At 67.5% G+C, this 16,147-nt stretch carries 14 protein-coding genes and 1 pseudogene; 7 read left to right on the top strand and 8 right to left on the bottom strand.

Features of this window, described 5'->3' with window-relative positions:
- Positions 1–58 precede the first annotated feature (58 nt).
- A complete protein-coding gene (locus QP165_RS01430) occupies positions 59–2,872 on the bottom strand; it encodes a TonB-dependent receptor (protein ID WP_056022868.1) in 2,814 nt (937 codons plus the stop codon).
- Positions 2,873–3,105: 233 nt separating this feature from the next.
- Here QP165_RS01430 and QP165_RS01435 point away from each other — a divergent pair, with 233 nt between their 5' ends.
- Positions 3,106–4,185 carry a LacI family DNA-binding transcriptional regulator gene (locus tag QP165_RS01435; RefSeq protein ID WP_333993313.1) on the top strand — a complete coding sequence of 360 codons (1,080 nt, stop codon included), beginning with the start codon at positions 3,106–3,108 and terminating at the stop codon, positions 4,183–4,185.
- Positions 4,182–5,659, top strand: a pseudogene (locus QP165_RS01440) (MFS transporter). Before QP165_RS01435 ends, QP165_RS01440 begins: the two are co-directional and overlap by 4 nt.
- Before the next feature lie 31 nt (positions 5,660–5,690).
- Here the strand turns inward: QP165_RS01440 and QP165_RS01445 are convergent.
- The 3 genes from QP165_RS01445 to QP165_RS01455 are packed head-to-tail and all read right to left on the bottom strand — an operon-like array spanning position 5,691 to position 7,359.
- Positions 5,691–6,263 carry a DUF1190 domain-containing protein gene (locus QP165_RS01445; RefSeq protein ID WP_333993314.1) on the bottom strand — a complete coding sequence of 191 codons (573 nt, stop codon included), beginning with the start codon at positions 6,261–6,263 and terminating at the stop codon, positions 5,691–5,693.
- 11 nt (positions 6,264–6,274) lie between these two features.
- The gene (locus tag QP165_RS01450; protein ID WP_333993316.1) at positions 6,275–6,688 is read right to left on the bottom strand and encodes a DUF350 domain-containing protein; all 414 of its coding nucleotides are present in this window, start codon (positions 6,686–6,688) and stop codon (positions 6,275–6,277) included.
- Between the two features lie 29 nt (positions 6,689–6,717).
- Positions 6,718–7,359 (bottom strand): DUF2491 family protein, encoded by a 642-nt coding sequence (locus QP165_RS01455; RefSeq protein ID WP_333993318.1) that lies wholly within the window; start codon positions 7,357–7,359, stop codon positions 6,718–6,720.
- 338 nt (positions 7,360–7,697) lie between these two features.
- On the opposite strand from QP165_RS01455, the gene QP165_RS01460 reads away from it, so the two are divergent.
- Genes QP165_RS01460 through QP165_RS01475 form a run of 4 tightly spaced genes read left to right on the top strand, consistent with a single transcriptional unit; the run spans position 7,698 to position 10,628 of the window.
- Positions 7,698–8,132 (top strand): YjfI family protein, encoded by a 435-nt coding sequence (locus QP165_RS01460; RefSeq protein WP_056022889.1) that lies wholly within the window; start codon positions 7,698–7,700, stop codon positions 8,130–8,132.
- A gap of 27 nt (positions 8,133–8,159) precedes the next feature.
- Entirely contained in the window at positions 8,160–8,909 is a 750-nt protein-coding gene (locus QP165_RS01465) for a PspA/IM30 family protein (RefSeq protein WP_333993321.1), read from the top strand.
- On the top strand, positions 8,909–10,096 hold the full coding sequence (locus tag QP165_RS01470; protein WP_333993323.1) for a glutathionylspermidine synthase family protein: 1,188 nt from the start codon (positions 8,909–8,911) through the stop codon (positions 10,094–10,096). The genes QP165_RS01465 and QP165_RS01470 overlap by 1 nt, the downstream gene beginning before the upstream one ends.
- Positions 10,089–10,628 (top strand): ankyrin repeat domain-containing protein, encoded by a 540-nt coding sequence (locus QP165_RS01475; RefSeq protein ID WP_333993325.1) that lies wholly within the window; start codon positions 10,089–10,091, stop codon positions 10,626–10,628. The genes QP165_RS01470 and QP165_RS01475 overlap by 8 nt, the downstream gene beginning before the upstream one ends.
- A 146-nt stretch (positions 10,629–10,774) precedes the next feature.
- On the opposite strand, the gene trhO is transcribed toward QP165_RS01475, so the two are convergent.
- From trhO to QP165_RS01490, 3 genes are read right to left on the bottom strand one after another with little or no spacing between them, the layout of a single operon-like run.
- Complete coding sequence (gene trhO, locus QP165_RS01480; RefSeq protein ID WP_333993327.1) at positions 10,775–11,791, bottom strand: oxygen-dependent tRNA uridine(34) hydroxylase TrhO; 1,017 nt, start codon at positions 11,789–11,791, stop codon at positions 10,775–10,777.
- Positions 11,792–11,849: 58 nt separating this feature from the next.
- Positions 11,850–12,596, bottom strand: coding sequence for a PAS domain-containing protein (locus tag QP165_RS01485; protein ID WP_333993328.1), 747 nt, complete (start codon positions 12,594–12,596; stop codon positions 11,850–11,852).
- A gap of 4 nt (positions 12,597–12,600) precedes the next feature.
- Positions 12,601–13,758, bottom strand: a complete 1,158-nt coding sequence (locus QP165_RS01490) for a saccharopine dehydrogenase family protein (RefSeq protein WP_333993330.1) — start codon at positions 13,756–13,758, stop codon at positions 12,601–12,603.
- A gap of 128 nt (positions 13,759–13,886) precedes the next feature.
- On the opposite strand from QP165_RS01490, the gene QP165_RS01495 reads away from it, so the two are divergent.
- A complete protein-coding gene (locus QP165_RS01495; RefSeq protein WP_333993332.1) occupies positions 13,887–14,270 on the top strand; it encodes a TfoX/Sxy family protein in 384 nt (127 codons plus the stop codon).
- Here QP165_RS01495 and QP165_RS01500 read toward each other — a convergent pair.
- Positions 14,254–16,029 (bottom strand): ABC transporter transmembrane domain-containing protein, encoded by a 1,776-nt coding sequence (locus QP165_RS01500; RefSeq protein WP_333993335.1) that lies wholly within the window; start codon positions 16,027–16,029, stop codon positions 14,254–14,256. The genes QP165_RS01495 and QP165_RS01500 overlap by 17 nt on opposite strands.
- Between the last annotated feature and the right edge of the window lie 118 nt (positions 16,030–16,147).

A 16,147-nucleotide genomic window follows, 5' to 3' on the forward strand; every position in this document is an offset into this window, starting at 1 on the left:
CGGCGCCGGGTCGCCGTCCGCCGGGATGACCCCGGGCGGACGGCGGTATTACAGGCACCTAGAAGCGGAAGCTCGCACCCAGATAGAACTGGCGCCCGAAATATTGCAGCGTGCCCGTCTGTGCGGTCTGGCCGAAATAGGAGCGGGTCGGCTGGTCGGTCAGGTTGTTCGCCTGTGCGAGCAGCGTCATCCCGGCGAGCGGGCTGCCCTGCGGGAATTCGTAGCTCATCTGCGCGTCGAACACGGTCTCCGCGGCATTGGTCACGATCTGCTCGCTGAGGCCGAACTGCGGCGCGACGAACTTCGAGCGGTAGCGCATCGAGACGCGCGTCTGGAAGCCGTTCTTCTCGTAGAAGAGCGTCGGGTTGGAGACGATCTTCGACAGGCCGGGCAGCGACAGCGAGAGCGTGTTGCCGCTGATCGCGTTGGTGATGCTGACGTCGGACTGGTTGTACGAGATGTTGAGCACCGCGCCGAGGCCGTCGAACGGCGCCGGGAGGAAGTCGAACGTCTTGGTGATCGCGCCTTCGAAACCATAGACATAGCCGCCATTGCCGTTGATCGGTGCGAACAGGTTGCCGGTCGTGACGACGCTGGTGAAGCCGGTCCCGGCAAGCGGCGGGGTGCTGATGCCGTTGGCGGCGAAGTCGTAGTTCGGGATGACGCCGCCGATCACGAAGCTGCGGACGTCCTTGTAGAAGGCGCCGAGCACGAGCGAGCCGCTGTTGCCGAAATAATGCTCGTAGGTGGCGTCGAACTGGTTGGCGCGGAACGGCTGGAGCGCGGGGTTGCCGCCCGACCCGTCGAGCCGCGCCGCGGTGCCGCCGATGCTGACCAGGTTGGTGCTGATCGAGTTGCGGAAGTCGAAGAAGCGCGGACGCGAGATCTGGCGCGAGAGCGACAGGCGGGCCTGGTCGTTCTCGGTCAGGCCGAGAATGAAGTTCGCCTGGGGCAGCCAGTCGGTGAACTTGCGGCCGCGGGTGTTGAGGTAGCGACCGGTGCCGCCGTCCGAGATCGTCGAGGACGAGCTCTGGTCCGTATGGACGACGCGCAGGCCGATATTGCCCTTGAACGGCAGCGAGCCGGCGATCGTGTCGAAGTTGAGCTGGCCGTAGCCGGCATAGGTCTTCTCGTCGATCGTGAAGCTCTGGTCCTGCGTGAACGCCTGCGCCTGGTCGACGACGCGGTCGGGGCCGAGCTGCGAGTCGAAGATGCTGCCGATATCGGCGACGATGAAGTCGGGGAAGGACGAGAACTTGCCCTTGAAGCCCGCGGTCGTCGAATTGGCGCTCGTCAGCGTGACGGGTGCAGCGAAGCTGAACGCGTTGAAGCTGGTGATCACCCGCTCCGCCTTGCGGTTGCCGTAGCGGCCGCCGACCTCGAACGACTTGAGGAACGGACCGTCGATCTTGAGCAGCGCGCTGCCCGCGAACGCATAGAGGCGGTCGGTGTCCTTCTGCGGGACGATGTAGAAGCCCTCGAACGTGTTCGCGGCGGGATCGGTGTAGTTGGCGTTGGTCGAGAACGAGCCGACGTTCAGACCGTCGAGCTTGTAGCTGAGCGTCGTCGGCGTCGCGGTCGTGTTGCCGTTGTCGTCGAGACCCGAGTTGTTGAAGAAGCTCGACGCGCGCGAATAGGAGCCGTCGGCGGTCAGCGTGAGCTGGCCGATGTCCTTCTGGACGTTGCCGCCGAAGGTGTAGAGCTTGTCGAGGCGGTTCTCGTTCTGCTGGATCGTGCGCGTGCGGATGCCCGAGGCGTTGCCGCCGACGATCGTGTTGCCGATGACGGTCGGGTCGGTGATGTTGCTGCTGGTCTGCTGCAGGTTCTCGATCCGGATGCCGCGGCGGAACACGTCCGACTTGAAGCGCGAATAATAGCCGTCGAGCAGGACGCGGAACGTGTCGGTCGGCTCATACTGGATGCTGCCGAGCACGCCGTCGCGCGTCTCGTTGCCGCCCGACTGGACCGCCTCGAAGCCATAGCCGATCGCGTCGGCGCGGCCGTTGCTGTCGAGATCGCGGATCGCCGGGCTGCCGTTCTGGCCGGTGGCGGTATAGTCGTAGCCGACGAAGCGCGTCGCGACGTTCGCCTGCTTCAGCCGGGCATAGCCGACCGCGAGGCCGAGCGTGTCGTCGAGCAGCTTGGTCTGGATCGAGGCGCTGCCGCGATAGCCGAACTCGCTGGCGTCGGGATTTTGGCCGGCGCGGTCGTTATAGACGCCGCGGACGTTGACGCTGACGAGCGTCTTGCCGGGGATGCTGAGCGGGCGCGCGGTGCTGAGCTCGACCTTGCCGGCGACGCCGCCCTCGATCTGCGAGGCCTTGGGGCTCTTGTAGACCGCAGCCTGGTTGATGAGCTCGGACGGATACTGGTCGAATTCGATCACGCGGTTGCCCGAGGTCGCGACCTGTTCGCGGCCGTTGAGCGTGGCGGAGACGAGATCCTGGCTGAGCCCGCGGATGTTGATCGCGGACGCCTGGCCGCCGGTACGCTGCGACGTGACGCCGGGCAGGCGGGCGAGCGACTCGGCGATCGAGACGTCGGGCAAGCGGCCGATATCCTCGGCCGAGACGATCTCGGCGACGACGTCGAGGTTGCGCTTGACCGCGATCGACGAGCGCAGGCTGGCGCGGAAGCCGGTGACGACGATGTCGTCGGACGCGGTCTCGGTCGTCGCGGGCGTCTGGTCGGGCTGTGCGGCGGTCGGCTCGGGTGCCGAAGGCGACGCGGACACGGCCTGGTCGGTTGGGGCGGCAACCTGCGCATCGGCGACCGATGCCGCGAACAGCGCGGCCGCGAGCGCGCCGCCGCTGGCCGAGAGGTTGAGGATATTATGGGCGGCAGATGCCGGGAAACGCTTCGACGTCGTCATGTTCAACTCCCCTGAACGTCCCGCTGCATCTTTCGCGCGCTGGACACTGTGTGGCGCTCCATTGGAATTCCGCCGGGCGAAAGCCAATCGATCGACATACGTATTCAATGCGGCCGTTTCGGCTGTGTCACCCAATTGCAACAGAGGGTGGCCGCCAATGCGTTGACCTCGCGGCATTTCTGGAGTGATGATCGACCGTGCCGCCGCCCGAGCGACCGCGAGAGGATCCCGTCTTGAGTGCCCAGCGAAAAGCCACGTCGTTCGACATCGCGCAGGCCGCGGGCGTGTCGCAGCCGACAGTGTCGCGCGCGCTGCGGGGAAGCCCGACGGTGAGCACCGCGACGCGCCAGCGGATCGAGGCGATCGCCAAGCAGCTCAACTATACCGTCGACCGCAGCGCATCGAACCTGCGCAGCGGCAAGACGCGGACGCTGGCGTTGCTGATCTTTCGCGATCCGACGCCCGACGAGACCGAGGTCAACCCGTTCTTCCTCGGCATGCTGGGGTCGATGATGGGGGCGTGCGCCGAGCACGGCTATGACCTGCTGGTGTCGTTCCAGAATTATTCGTCGGACTGGCATACCGATTACGAGGACAGCCACCGCGCCGACGGGCTGATCCTGCTCGGCTATGGCGACTATGCCGATTACCGCGCGCGGCTCGACCTGCTGGTCGCGCAGGGGACGCATTTCATTCGCTGGGGATCGGTCCAGCCCGACGAGCCCGGGCTGACCGTCGGGTGCGATAATGTCGCAGGTGGTGCCGTCGCGACACGCCACCTGATCGAGCGCGGATGTCGCCGGATCGCGTTCCTCGGCGATGCGACCGATCACTATCCCGAATTTCGCGACCGGCACCGCGGCTATGTCGAGGCGATCGCCGCGGAGGGGCTCGCGGTCGATCCGCGGCTGCAGGTCGACGCGATCACCACCGAGGACGACGGCACGCGCGCGGCGCAGGCGCTGATCGCGCGCGGCGTGCCGTTCGACGGGATCGTGGCGGCGAGCGACCTGATCGCGCTGGCGGCGATGCGCGTGCTGGCGGGTGCCGGTCTGATCGTCCCGCGCGACGTCGCGGTGATCGGGTTCGACGACATACCCGCGGCGAGCCTTGCGAACCCGCCGCTGACGACGGTGGCGCAGGACACGGTGCAGGGCGGGCGCAGGCTCGTCGAGATGCTGCTCGCGCGGATCGACCACCGGCCGGTGTCGAGCACGGTCCTGCCGACGACGCTGGTCGTGCGTCGGTCGTCCGGCGTGCCGGTGGCGACGGAATCGGACGGGGATACGAATGCGAATACGGGGACGGCATGACGCGTGAGAAACCCGTGCAGGGCTTTTGGGGCCTGTGGAACATCTCGTTCGGCTTTTTCGGTATCCAGATCGGCTTTGCGTTGCAGAACGCGAACGTCAGCCGGATCTTCCAGTCGCTCGGCACGTCGGTCGACGATCTCGCCTTTCTGTGGATCGCGGCGCCGCTGACGGGGCTGCTCGTCCAGCCGGTGATCGGGCATTACAGCGACCGGACCTGGGGCGTGCTGGGCCGGCGGCGACCTTATTTCCTCGCAGGGGCGATGCTCGCGACGGTCGCGCTGCTGGCGATGCCCAATGCGCCGGTGCTGTGGGTCGCGGCGGCGTTGCTGTGGATGCTCGACGGGTCGCTCAACGTCGCGATGGAGCCGTTCCGCGCGTTCGTGGGCGACATGCTGGGCAGTCGGCAGCGGACCGCGGGCTATGCGTTCCAGACGGGGTTCATCGGCGCGGGCGCGGTGATCGGCAGCCTCGCGCCGATGATCCTCACCGACATATTCCAGGTCGCGAACACCGCGCCTGCGGGGGTATCCCGCCCTCGGTGCAATATGGCTTCTATATCGGCGCGCTCGCGCTGTTCTTCGCGGTGCTGTGGACCGTCCTCACGACGCGCGAATATTCGCCCGCGCAGATGGCGGCGTTCACCGACGATAGCCCGGTGCGCGACGAGGCGGTCGTCCCGTCGCGGGCGCGGCTGGCGCCGGTGTGGATCGCGCTCGGGGCGATCGTGATCGCCGCGGTCTCGCGCTTCGGGCTCGACAAGCCGGTCTATCTGCTCGGTGGCGGGCTGATCGCGTTCGGGACCGCATTGCTGGTCAGTGCCGCGCTGGTGCGATCGGGACGCGCGTCGAACGTGCTCAGCCAGATCGTCGGCGATCTCGGCAGCATGCCGGGCACGATGAAGCGGCTCGCGCTGGTCCAGTTCTTCACCTGGTCGGCGCTGTTCATCATGTGGATCTACACCACGCCGATCGTCACGCAGCACGTGTTCGGGACGACCGACACGACGAGCGCCGCGTATAACGAGGGGGCGAACTGGGTCGGCGTGCTGTTCGCGGTCTATAACGGCGTGGCGACGCTGTGGGCGTTCGTGATGCCGTGGCTGGCGGCGCGGATCGGGCGGCGCGATGCGCATATCGTCGGGCTGCTGAGCGGCGCGGCGGGGTTTGCCTCGTTCCTCGTCATCCGCGATCCGCTGATGCTGATCGGGTCGATGGTGCTGATCGGGATCGCCTGGTCGTCGATCCTGACGATGCCCTATGCGATGCTGTCGAACGCGCTGCCGCAGGGCAAGCTCGGCGTCTATATGGGGCTGTTCAACATCTTCATCGTGCTGCCGCAGCTGATCGTGTCGTCGGTGATGGGGCAGGTGGTGCGGACGTTCTTTCCGGGCGATCCGGTCTGGGCGATGCTGATCGCGGCGGGGGTGATGGCGGTGGCCGCGCTGGCGATGCTGCGCGTGGGGCGCGACGCGTGACCCTCCCCTCGGGCGGGGGAGGATCAGCGGGTCAGCCGCCGAACCCGCCGCGGCCGCCGAAGCCGCCGCCGAACCCGCCGCGCGAGATGACCGAGCTGCGGGTCTGGACCCGTGCGGGCGCGCGCGCTGTAGTGGGGGTGAAGGCGTCCGAGCCGACGCGCGTGCGGCCGGTGACATAGTCGCGGCTGATACGCCCGCCGGCGCCGCCGTAATAATTGCCCGCGCGATCGCGGTACATCGGCGCGCCGCGATAGCCGTAACCGCCGTTGAGCGCCTGGCCGATGATGAAGCCGGTGAGCAACGGCGTGAAGAAGCTGCCGCCGCTGCCGTTGTTGCGCGGCTCGCACTGCGCGGCGCCGAACTGCTCCTCGCAGGTCTGCTTGTCCTCGAACCGCGGTGCGGTCTTGGCGGCGTCGGTCTTGGCCTGTTCGAACGCGGCGTCGCACTGGACCGCGGGGATCGCGCCCGCCGAGCGGCATTCGGCGACCGAGGTGTAGCTCTGCGCATCGACGGGCTTGCCGCCGACATCGCCGTCGCACGCGGTCAGCGAGATCCCCGATCCCGCGATCAGGCCGGTGAGGACGATCGAACTGGAACGCTTCATGTCTTTGCCTCTCAGTTCGTCATGCACGCGGCGTTGAGGATGCCGACGCACAGCGAGATGCTCGCCATATAGGTCGCGGCGGCGATGTCGCCGCGGACGATCCGGTCGTGGATGTCGCGCATCACGAGCCGGCGCACGACGAGCGCGGCGATGATCTGGATCACGCCCGCGAGCACCGCCCACACCGCGAATTCGACGAGGCTGACGGTATGCGTCAGCGCGGACGCGAGTGGCAGGACATAGCCCAGCAACGCCGCGCCGAGCGTGATCGCCGCAGCGGTATTGCCGTCGCGGATCAGCGCCTTTTCATTGTACGGCGTGGTCGCCTGGAAGATGATCTTGAACGCGATCGTGAAGAGGCCCGCCGCGACGAACGCGATCAGAAAGGCTCCCACGCTGGCGCCGAAGCCGTAATAATCGAACATCTGCTATCCCCGAAGCCGTTGGTGCGATGCTAGGCGCGGAATTCGCCGAGTTCCAGTGCCATGCCCAGCATGATCTCGAACGAGACGTCACCCGCCTCGTTCTCCTGGTCGATCGCCAGCAGCAGCTCGCGCCCGTCCTCGCCCGGCAGGTCGCGGCCGAACAGCATGCAGGTCTGGAAGATGCGGCGGTCGACGATGCCGTCGCGGTCGTCGTGAATGTCCTCCCAGAAGGTCACCGGTTCCTGCTCGCTCGCCTCGGGGCCGAACCAGACGCGGTGATAATCGGGCAGGCCCTCGGCGGTGAAGCTGCGCGCCTTGAGCCGGTTCTTCCACGCCGGACGCTGGGCGGCGGACGAGGGATAGGCACTGTCCCAGGGCGCGAAGATCGTGACGTCGGTAACGTCCTGCCCCGCGCGGTCGTTCGAGACCGCCTGGAACATGATGTCGTCATCGGTGTAGAAGCGGTGGACGAACCCGCCCTCGTTGAGGTCGACCAGACCCTGCGCGACGATCACGAGCGTGTCGCGGTCGAACGGGAACAGCAGTTCGTCCCCGAACCGGCGCCACGCGAGCGGGTCGACCGTCACCGTGCGGCCAAGCGTGACGTTGCGGATGACGGGGAGCTCGGTTCCCTCAAGCGGTTGCTTGCGGCCGAACAGGCGATCGAACATGCAATCCTCGCTTCTGTGTTGGCAGTCTGCATAGGGCAAAGCGGGGAGGGGCGCAAAGCGGGATCGGGGTGGAGAGGGCTGCGGGGGATCGCTATTTTTGGTCGGCGCGGCTTCGACACACCTCCCGTCATCCTGACGAAAGTCAGGATCCAGGGTTACGATGCACTGCGCCTGGCCGCTCTGGATCCTGACTTTCGTCAGGATGACGGGGTGGGGACGGCGGAGTGGGGAGGATGACGGGGTGGGGAGGATGCCGCCGCTTTCGCGAGCGAACGGCATAGCAAGGGTTCGCGACACGTCCTATGTGGGCGGGAGAGACACGAACGGGAGTTTCTGCTTTGACCGACACCTGGACCGTCCGCAGCCTGAAGGCCGCGCTCGATACGTCCGAGCCCGCCAAGACGGGTGAGTTGACCGCGCGGATCGTCGAGGGGGCCGATCCGATCCTGCTCGTCACGATGCACGAGCATGGCGACCTCGAACTGTTCGTCAACGTCAGCGAGGCGCAGATCTCGGCATCCACGCTGCTCTGGCCGTGCGACGAGCAAGAGGACCAGAATGCGTTCAACGCGTTCCTGCTCAAATCGCAAAAGCTCGTGCCGCTGTCGAACTTCGGGATCGGCAGCGTCGAGGGGCGCGATTATTATGAACTGTTCGGCGAACTCGCGACGTCGAGCCGGCTCGACACGGTAGTGATCGAGCTGCGCACGCTCGCCGAGAACGCGATCGATGCGGCCACCGACCTGCGCAACGCGCAGATCCCCGCCGCCTGACCTGAAGACTCATACGGAGAGACTGGCATGGCCATCTGGAGCAAGATTTTCACCCTCGGTCGGGCGGGCGCGCATGAAGCGGGCGCGGCGGTCGTCGACGCGAACGCATTGCGGATCCTCGACCAGGAGATCCGCGACGCGGACAAGGCGCAAGGGAAAGCGCGCGACGATCTCGCGGGGCTGGTCGCCCGCCGCCGCATCCTCGAAACCGAGGTCGAGAGCTTCCGCGCGCAGGCCGCGAAATACGAGGCCTCGGCGCGGATCGCGGTCGAGAAGGGCAATATGGACCTCGCACGGCAGGTCGCGCAGCGGATCGCCGATCTCGAACAGGACATCGCGCTGAAAAGCCCGCAAGTCGAGGACATGCGCGCCGCCGAGGAACAGATCCACACCGCGGTCGCGCAGACCGACCGCAAGATCGAGCAGCTTCGCCGCGAGGTCGAGGTCGTCAAGGTCAACGAGTCGGTGCAGAAGGCGCAGGCGACGGTCGCATCGGGCAGCATCGGCGCGGGCAACAAGCTGGGTTCCGCGGCGGACAGCCTTGCGCGGATCCGCGAGCGGCAGGCGATCCGCGGCGAGCGGATCAAGGCGGCCGGCGAGCTGGAGGATCGGCGCACCGGCGCGGATCTCGACGAGAAGCTGCGCCAGGCGGGGATCCTGCCGGGTCAGTCGTCCGCGGACGACGTGCTCGCCCGGCTGACCGCGCCCAAGGCCGACCAGCTCGGGCAGACGCTGCGGATCGAGCAGCGCGACGACAGCAAGACGCAGGACAACTGATGCGCCGGATCGCGGTCGACCCGCGCGGCGACTGGCGCGAGCGGGCCGACGCGATCGGGTTCGTCTATCACGGCACGGCGGTCGGCGACGCGATCGAGCCCTATTGGGACGAGAGCGCCGCCTATGCCTTCACGCTGGCGGAGATCGAGGAGGACCTCGAACCCGCGGCCGAACAGATGCACGCGATGTGCCTCGAACTGGTCGATGAAGTGGTGCGCGACCAGCAGTTAATGGAGCGGCTCGCCATCCCGCGCGAGCAGTGGAATTATGTCGCGGAGACGTGGCGGACGCGCCAGCCGTCGCTCTATGGCCGGTTCGACTTTGCCTATGACGGGACGGGGCCGGCCAAGCTCTACGAATATAACGCCGACACGCCGACATCGGTGTTCGAATGCGCGACGTTCCAGTGGATGTGGCTGGAGGACCTGCTCGCGAGCGGGGCGATGCCGGCGGGGACCGACCAGTTCAACAGCCTGTTCGACAAATTGCGCGAGCGGTTCCGCGCGCTGTTCCCGAGCGGCGGCTTCGTCCATTTCGCAGCCGACGCGACCGCGATCGAGGACCGCCAGACGGTGCGGTTTTTCGAGGATCTGGCGAGCCAGGTCGGGATCGAGCCCAAGTTCGTCGAGATGAAGGATATCGGCCTCGCCGCGGATGGCCGGTTCGTCGACCCCGAAGGCTTTGAGGTGCAGGCGGCGTTCAAGCTTTATCCGTGGGAGTTCATGCTGCGCGAACCCTATGCGCCGAACCTGTCGCGCGCGGACGTGCGCTGGATCGAGCCGGCGTGGAAATCGATCCTGTCGAACAAGGGCATCCTGCCGCTGCTGTGGGAGCGGCATTCCGGCCATCCGAACCTGCTGCCGGCGTATTTCGACGGCGATCCGGCGGCGAGCATTCTGGGGCCGCGCCATGTCCGCAAGCCGCTCTTCTCGCGCGAGGGTGCCAATGTCGAGATCGTCGGCGGGGAGGGCGGCACGCCCGCCATTCTCGACCAGGGCTATGGCGCGGAGGGCGCGATCCTCCAGGCCTATGCGCCGCCGCCGGTGTTCGACGGGCGGCATCCGGTGATCGGGGCGTGGATCGTCGGCAACGAAGCCGCGGGGATCGGCGTTCGGGAGGATGAGACGGTGGTGACGCGCAACATGGCGCGCTTCGTCCCGCATATCATCGAGGCGATTGATGACTGACGTACGCGAGCTACCGCCATTGCCGCCGATCGAGCGGCTCGTCGAACTGATGTTCGATGCCGCGCGGATGGGGCGGGACGAGATGATCCCCGCGCTGCTGCAGGCGGGGGTCGATATCGAGGTGACCGATGCGCGGGGGTACACGCCGCTCGTGCTGGCGAGCTACAATGCGCAGGAGTCGACGACGCGGCTGCTGCTCGACGCGGGCGCGCGGGTCGATGGCGATCCGGCGAGCACCGCCAATACCGCGCTGATGGGGGTGTGCTTCAAGGGCTATACGCCGATCGCGCGGATGCTGATTGCGGCGGGGGCGGACGTGAACCGGCGCAACGGCGTCGGGCAGACTGCGCTGATGATGGCGGCTTTGTTCAACCAGGGGGCGATCATCGACTTGTTGATCGAGCAGGGTGCGGATTCGGCGGTGGTCGATGCGGCGGGGAACAGCGTGGCGTCGCTGGCGATGTCGCAGGGGAATGCGGTGCTCGCGGCGCGGTTTGCTGAGGGTTCGCACGGGTTGGGATTTGCCGCTTAAACGTCGTCATCCTGACAAACATGAAGTCGCTCCAGACTCCGTCATCCTGACGAAAGTCAGGATCCAGAGCCACAAGGGTGCCGCCCGTTACTCTGGATCCTGACTTTCGTCAGGATGACGGGAAGAGGTGTGGGTCCTGACTTTCGTCAGGATGACGGAGAAGGGGTGTCGCCGTCGTCGTCCGCGTGCGTCTGCGGGAGGACCGCGCCGACATGCGTCTGACCGCGGGCTTCGGCGAGGCGCATCTGGCGCTCGCGTTCGGCGTAGCCGGCGCGCTGCGTCGCGTCGCGGGCGTCGTGGCAGGCGGGGCAGCTGATGCCCTCGACATAGAGCGGCGAGGCGCGGTCGGTGGCGCTGACGGGCATGCGGCAGGCGTGGCACAGGCCGTGCGTGCCGGGCGCGAGGCCGTGGCCGACCGCGACGCGCTGATCGAAGACGAAGCATTCGCCTTCCCACAGGCTCTCCGCCTCGGGCACGGTTTCGAGATATTTGAGGATGCCGCCCTTGAGGTGGTAGACCTCGTCTAACCCTTCCGCTTTCAGGAACGCGGTCGATTTCTCGCAGCGGATCCCGCCGGTGCAGAACATCGCGATCCTTGGCGGCGGGCCGTCGCCGACCAGCGCGTCGCGGTGCTCGCGGAACCAGGCGGGAAAGTCGCGGAAGCTCCGCGTCTTCGGGTCGAGCGCGCCCGAAAAGCTGCCGACCGCGACCTCGTAATCGTTGCGCGTGTCGATCACGATCGTGCCCGGATCGGCAATCAGCGCGTTCCAGTCGGCGGGGTCGACATAATGGCCGACGTCTTCGAGCGGGTCGATATCGGGCTCGCCCATCGTCACGATCTCGCGCTTGAGCCGGACCTTCATCCGGTGGAACGGCATCGTCGCCGCGCGCAGATCCTTGACCTCGAGATCGGCACAGCCGGGCAGCGTGCGGATATGCGCGAGCACCGCGTCGATCCCGTCGTCGGTCCCCGCGATCGTCCCGTTGATCCCCTCGTTCGCCAGCAACAGCGTCCCCCTGACGCCGTTGGTGCAGCAGAGCTGCGCGAGCGGGGGCTTGATCGCCGCGAGATCCGAAAGGCGCGTGAAGCGATAGAGCGCGGCGACACGGATCGGGGCGTCGTCGGGGGAAGCCTGGCGGGGGGCGTCGGATGGGGGCGTCATTACGCAGGAACGTCCAGAACGAGGGGCGGCGGGCCTGACGCGAGCCGGCGTTGCCGCCTCAGAAATTCGCGTAGTTGCCGAGCAGCGTCTCGATGCTGGAAAGACCCTGCGCGGTCAACTGGATCGTTCGCCCGGTTTCCTCGGGATGATCGAGCAGCTGCTTGCCCGTCAGCGCCGCGATCCAGCGGGCGACGCGCGGCGTGTCCATCCGCGTGCGGTCGGCGATCTCCTCGGCATCGATGAGGCGGCCTTCCGCTTCCGCGAGATAGACCTGGACGAGGATCAGCCACGCATGGTCGCCGAACAGGTCGTCCCCGAGATGCGCGCGGCGCTTCTGCAGCATCACGTCGACCTTGGCCGCGACCGTCCAGAGCCGGTCGGGCATGATGCCGTCGCCCGTGGTCAGGATCGATGCGGTATCGGGGACGTACAAGGTGCCGACGAGACGGCCTGCGTCGATGCCGCGGCCGAGACGCGAGACCTGGAGATCGACGCAGATCGGCGCGGCGTCGGGGATCAGATAGCGTTTGCGGATCCGTATCGGGCCATCGTCGGGGCCGAGCCGGCGGATCATCTCGACGTTTCGGGTCCGGTCGTCGGGATGCGTGATCTCCGCGAACGATCGACCGATGAGTTCGCTTTCGCACCGCTGAAGCAGTGCTTCGACCGCGGAGTCCATGGACAGCAGAACACCGTTCTGGTCCGACATCGAATGGCCGACGAGCTGCAGCTTGGTTCCTCCGGTTACGTGCGCATGCCGGATACCATACGTTTCAGACGCGGTTCCGGATGCATCGCCGAGCATGGTTTCAGCTCGTCACGAAGCCGAGGCCGGCCTTGGCGATCAGCCGGTCGCGCAGCGTCGCGCCGAGCAGCGCGCCGGGCGTCCAGATCCCGCCACGCGTCGTGCCGTCCTCGACGAGGCACAAGGCGGTTTCGGCGATCATCTTGCTGGTCGATCCATAACCGGGATCGCGGTCGCCGGTGACGACGGTGTCGAGCCGCGACCCATCGGGCATGATGCCGACGAAGAGGATGTCGTAATGGCCTGCGTCGCGTTCGGCCTTTGACGGGCCCTCGCCGGGTTTGGGGCCCTTGTCGCCCGCGAACGGGTTGAACCTGGCGATCGCCTCGGCGGCCGCCTTGCCGATGTCGCCGAGCCCGGCGACCATCATCTCGTCATAGACGAAGTCCGCGCCATAGGCCTCGCCGAGCAGCACGTTCGTGCGGTGGACGTTCTTGGTGTTGATCGGCGCCATCACGAACGGTGCGACCCAAGCCTGCAGCGTCGCGTCATATTCGGGGATGAGCCCGGTCGGCTGGTGCGCGCCGGTAAATCCGGGCGTGAGCGCGAACGGGCTGGTGAGGAGCCGGACGATCGCGGGATCGCGCGCGGCGGCGGCGAGCGTCGCCTTGAGGCTCGCGGCGGTGCCGCCCGAGAAGGTGCCCTGCATGCTGCGGACGCGCCCCTTCACGCGCGGCGCCGGCTTGCCGTAGCGCGCCTTCGCCGCCTCCTGGAGCGTCAGCACGCCGAGATCGAAGGGGATGCTGTCGAACCCGCAGGAGAAGACGATCCGCGCGCCGGTGCGCCTGGCTTCGGCCTCGTGCGCGTCGATCATGTGGCGCATCCATGCGGGCTCGCCGCACAGATCGACATAGCCGGTGCCGGTCGCAGCGCAGGCGGCGACGAGTTCGGACCCGTAGAGCTGATAGGGGCCGACCGTCGTGATCACCACGGTCGCACGCTCGACCATCGCGCGCAGGCTTGCCGGATCGTCCGAGTCAGCAGTGATCAGCGGCGTGTCGGCCGGGGCGCCGATCAGCGCGCGGACCTCTTCCAGCTTGGTGAGCGAGCGTCCGGCCATCGCCCAGCGCACCCCGGTCGGATAGGTCTGCGCGAGATGTTCGGCGACGAGCCGGCCGGTGAACCCCGTTGCGCCATAGATGACGACGTCGAACTCGCGCATATCCGTCTCCTGTTGTGCGGGGTTTCCCGTTTCGCCGCGATTTTGCCCGTGCCCGCGTCGCACCGCAAGCGAAACGCGACCGCGGCGCGCGGCTCGCCAAGGGCGCGCGGATCTGCAATCATCCGAAAATGGCATCGGATCATGGCATCGTCGCGTTCATCCTCGAACAGATCGCGAGCGCGGGCGATGTCCGGGCGCGGCCGATGTTCGGCGAATACGGGGTCTATTGCGACGACAGGATGGTCGCGATGGTCTGCGACGACCAGCTGTTCGTCAAGCCGACGCCGGGTGGTCGTGCCTATGTGAGCGCGGGCGCCGATGCGGGCGCGATCGACGAGGCACCGCCCTATCCGGGGGCAAAGCCGTGCCTGCTGATCGACGCCGATCGCTGGGACGATGCCGACTGGCTCGCCGGACTTGTCCGCATCTCCGCGGCGGAAATCCCGCTCCCCAAGCCCAAGACGCCCAAACCTAAGGCGCCCAAGACGCCGAAGCCTAGGCCGCCTCGTTGAACTGGAGGCTCGCGAGCCGGGCATAGAGGCCGCTGTTGGTTATCAGCGACCCGTGCGAGCCCTCCTCGACGATCTGCCCGTCGTTCATGACGATGATCCGCTCGGCGGCGCGGACGGTCGCGAGGCGGTGCGCGATCACGAGCGTCGTGCGGTTCGCCATCAGCCGTTCGAGCGCCTCCTGAACGAGCCGTTCGCTCTCCGCGTCGAGCGCACTGGTCGCCTCGTCGAGCAGGAGGATCGGCGCGTCGCGAAGCAGCGCGCGTGCGATCGTGACGCGCTGGCGCTGCCCGCCGGAGAGGCGCGCACCGCCTTCGCCGAGGAAGGTGTCGAGCTTGTCGGGAAGCTTGTGCAGGAATTCGGCGGCATTGGCGGCCTCGGCCGCGGCCCAGAGCCGGTCGTCGGTCGCCGACCAGTCGCCATAGCGCAGATTGTCGCGCGCCGAGGCGCCGAAGATCACCGTGTCCTGCGGCACCATCGCGATCCGCGACCGCACCTCCGCCGGATCGGCATCGCGCAGGTCGACGCCGTCGAGCATGACGCGGCCGGCGTCGGGATCGTAGAAGCGCTGGACGAGCTGGAACAACGTGGTCTTGCCCGCGCCCGACGGACCGACGACCGCGACCGTCTCGCCGGGCTTCACGTCGAGCGAGAAGCCGTTGAGCGCGGCGACGTCGCGTCGCGTGGGGTAATGGAAGCGGACATCGTCGAACACGAGCGCACCGACCGCGGGCTGCGGGAGCGCACGCGGTTGTGCGGGCGTCGCGATCTCGGGTCGTTCGCGGAGCAGCTCGGACAGCCGCCCGGCGGCGCCCGCACCGCGGAGCAGGTCGCCATAGACTTCGGTCAGCGCGCCGAACGCGCCTGCGACGATCCCGCCGGTGAGGACGAACGCGGCGATCGCGCCGCCGCTGATCCGTCCCGCGGCGACGTCGATCGCGCCCTCCCAGAGCACCAGCGTGATCGAGCCGAAGACGAGCCCGATGACGATCGCGGTCATGACGGCGCGAAGCAGGATGCGCGCGCGCGCCGCGGCGAAGGTGTCGCTGACGGCCTTGGCAAAGCGTGCCGCCTCGCGGTCTTCCTGGCCGAACGCCTGCACGACCTTCATCGCGCCGAGCGTCTCGGTGGCGATCGCGCCGACATCGGCGATCCGGTCCTGCGAGGTGCGCGAATGGTTGCGGACGCGTTTGCCGAGCAGCGCGATCGGCAGGATGATCAGCGGGATGCCGACCATCAGCAGCCCCGCGAGCTTTGGCGAGATCGCGAACAGATAGATCAGGCCGCCGATCCCGGTGAAGGTGTTGCGCAGCGCGATCGACGCGGTGCTGCCGACGACCTGTTCGATGAGCGCGGTGTCGGAGGTCAGCCGCGACGCGATCTCGGACGGGCGGTTCTCCTCGAAGAAGCGCGGGGTGAGCCGGAGCAGGTGCCGCTGCACGTCGGTGCGGATGTCCGCGACGACGCGTTCGCCGAGCCACGACACGTAGTAGAAGCGGACCGCGGTCGCGAGCGCGAGCACGACCACGATCATCAGCAGGTAATGGAACGAGGTCCCGACCGACCCGCTCGCGCCGGGTCCGAAGCCACGGTCGATGACGCGCTTGAACCCGTAGGGAATCCCGATCGTCGCCGCCGAGGTCGTCATCAACGCGAGCCCCGCGATCGTGATCTGGCGCGGATAGGCGACGGCGTGGCGCCATACCATTGCGAGGTCGCCGATCCGGCGGGGCGTTTTGTCTTCGGGTGTCGGCTTGGCCATGCCGACCGCGTAGCAGCGGCACGATTACCACTCAATGACGGCCGTCGCCCCCGCCGATCGGCTATAAGACATGAAACCTGCCGCGTGGATGGCGGATGTGACCCGATCCGGGAGCCGG

The sequence above is a fragment of the Sphingomonas sp. 22R3R2A-7 genome, from assembly GCF_036856055.1.
Lineage (GTDB): Bacteria > Pseudomonadota > Alphaproteobacteria > Sphingomonadales > Sphingomonadaceae > Sphingomonas.

What these genes read in the sequence shown, in the direction of transcription:
- QP165_RS01475 (WP_333993325.1), top strand. Translation starts at nt 10,089, where the DNA reads ATGACTGACGTACGCGAGCTACCGCCATTGCCGCCGATCGAGCGGCTC.
- QP165_RS01455 (WP_333993318.1), bottom strand. Translation starts at nt 7,359, where the DNA reads ATGTTCGATCGCCTGTTCGGCCGCAAGCAACCGCTTGAGGGAACCGAG.
- QP165_RS01470 (WP_333993323.1), top strand. Translation starts at nt 8,909, where the DNA reads ATGCGCCGGATCGCGGTCGACCCGCGCGGCGACTGGCGCGAGCGGGCC.
- QP165_RS01500 (WP_333993335.1), bottom strand. Translation starts at nt 16,029, where the DNA reads ATGGCCAAGCCGACACCCGAAGACAAAACGCCCCGCCGGATCGGCGAC.
- trhO (WP_333993327.1), bottom strand. Translation starts at nt 11,791, where the DNA reads ATGACGCCCCCATCCGACGCCCCCCGCCAGGCTTCCCCCGACGACGCC.
- QP165_RS01450 (WP_333993316.1), bottom strand. Translation starts at nt 6,688, where the DNA reads ATGTTCGATTATTACGGCTTCGGCGCCAGCGTGGGAGCCTTTCTGATC.
- QP165_RS01490 (WP_333993330.1), bottom strand. Translation starts at nt 13,758, where the DNA reads ATGCGCGAGTTCGACGTCGTCATCTATGGCGCAACGGGGTTCACCGGC.
- QP165_RS01495 (WP_333993332.1), top strand. Translation starts at nt 13,887, where the DNA reads ATGGCATCGGATCATGGCATCGTCGCGTTCATCCTCGAACAGATCGCG.
- QP165_RS01430 (WP_056022868.1), bottom strand. Translation starts at nt 2,872, where the DNA reads ATGACGACGTCGAAGCGTTTCCCGGCATCTGCCGCCCATAATATCCTC.
- QP165_RS01445 (WP_333993314.1), bottom strand. Translation starts at nt 6,263, where the DNA reads ATGAAGCGTTCCAGTTCGATCGTCCTCACCGGCCTGATCGCGGGATCG.
- QP165_RS01465 (WP_333993321.1), top strand. Translation starts at nt 8,160, where the DNA reads ATGGCCATCTGGAGCAAGATTTTCACCCTCGGTCGGGCGGGCGCGCAT.
- QP165_RS01485 (WP_333993328.1), bottom strand. Translation starts at nt 12,596, where the DNA reads ATGCTCGGCGATGCATCCGGAACCGCGTCTGAAACGTATGGTATCCGG.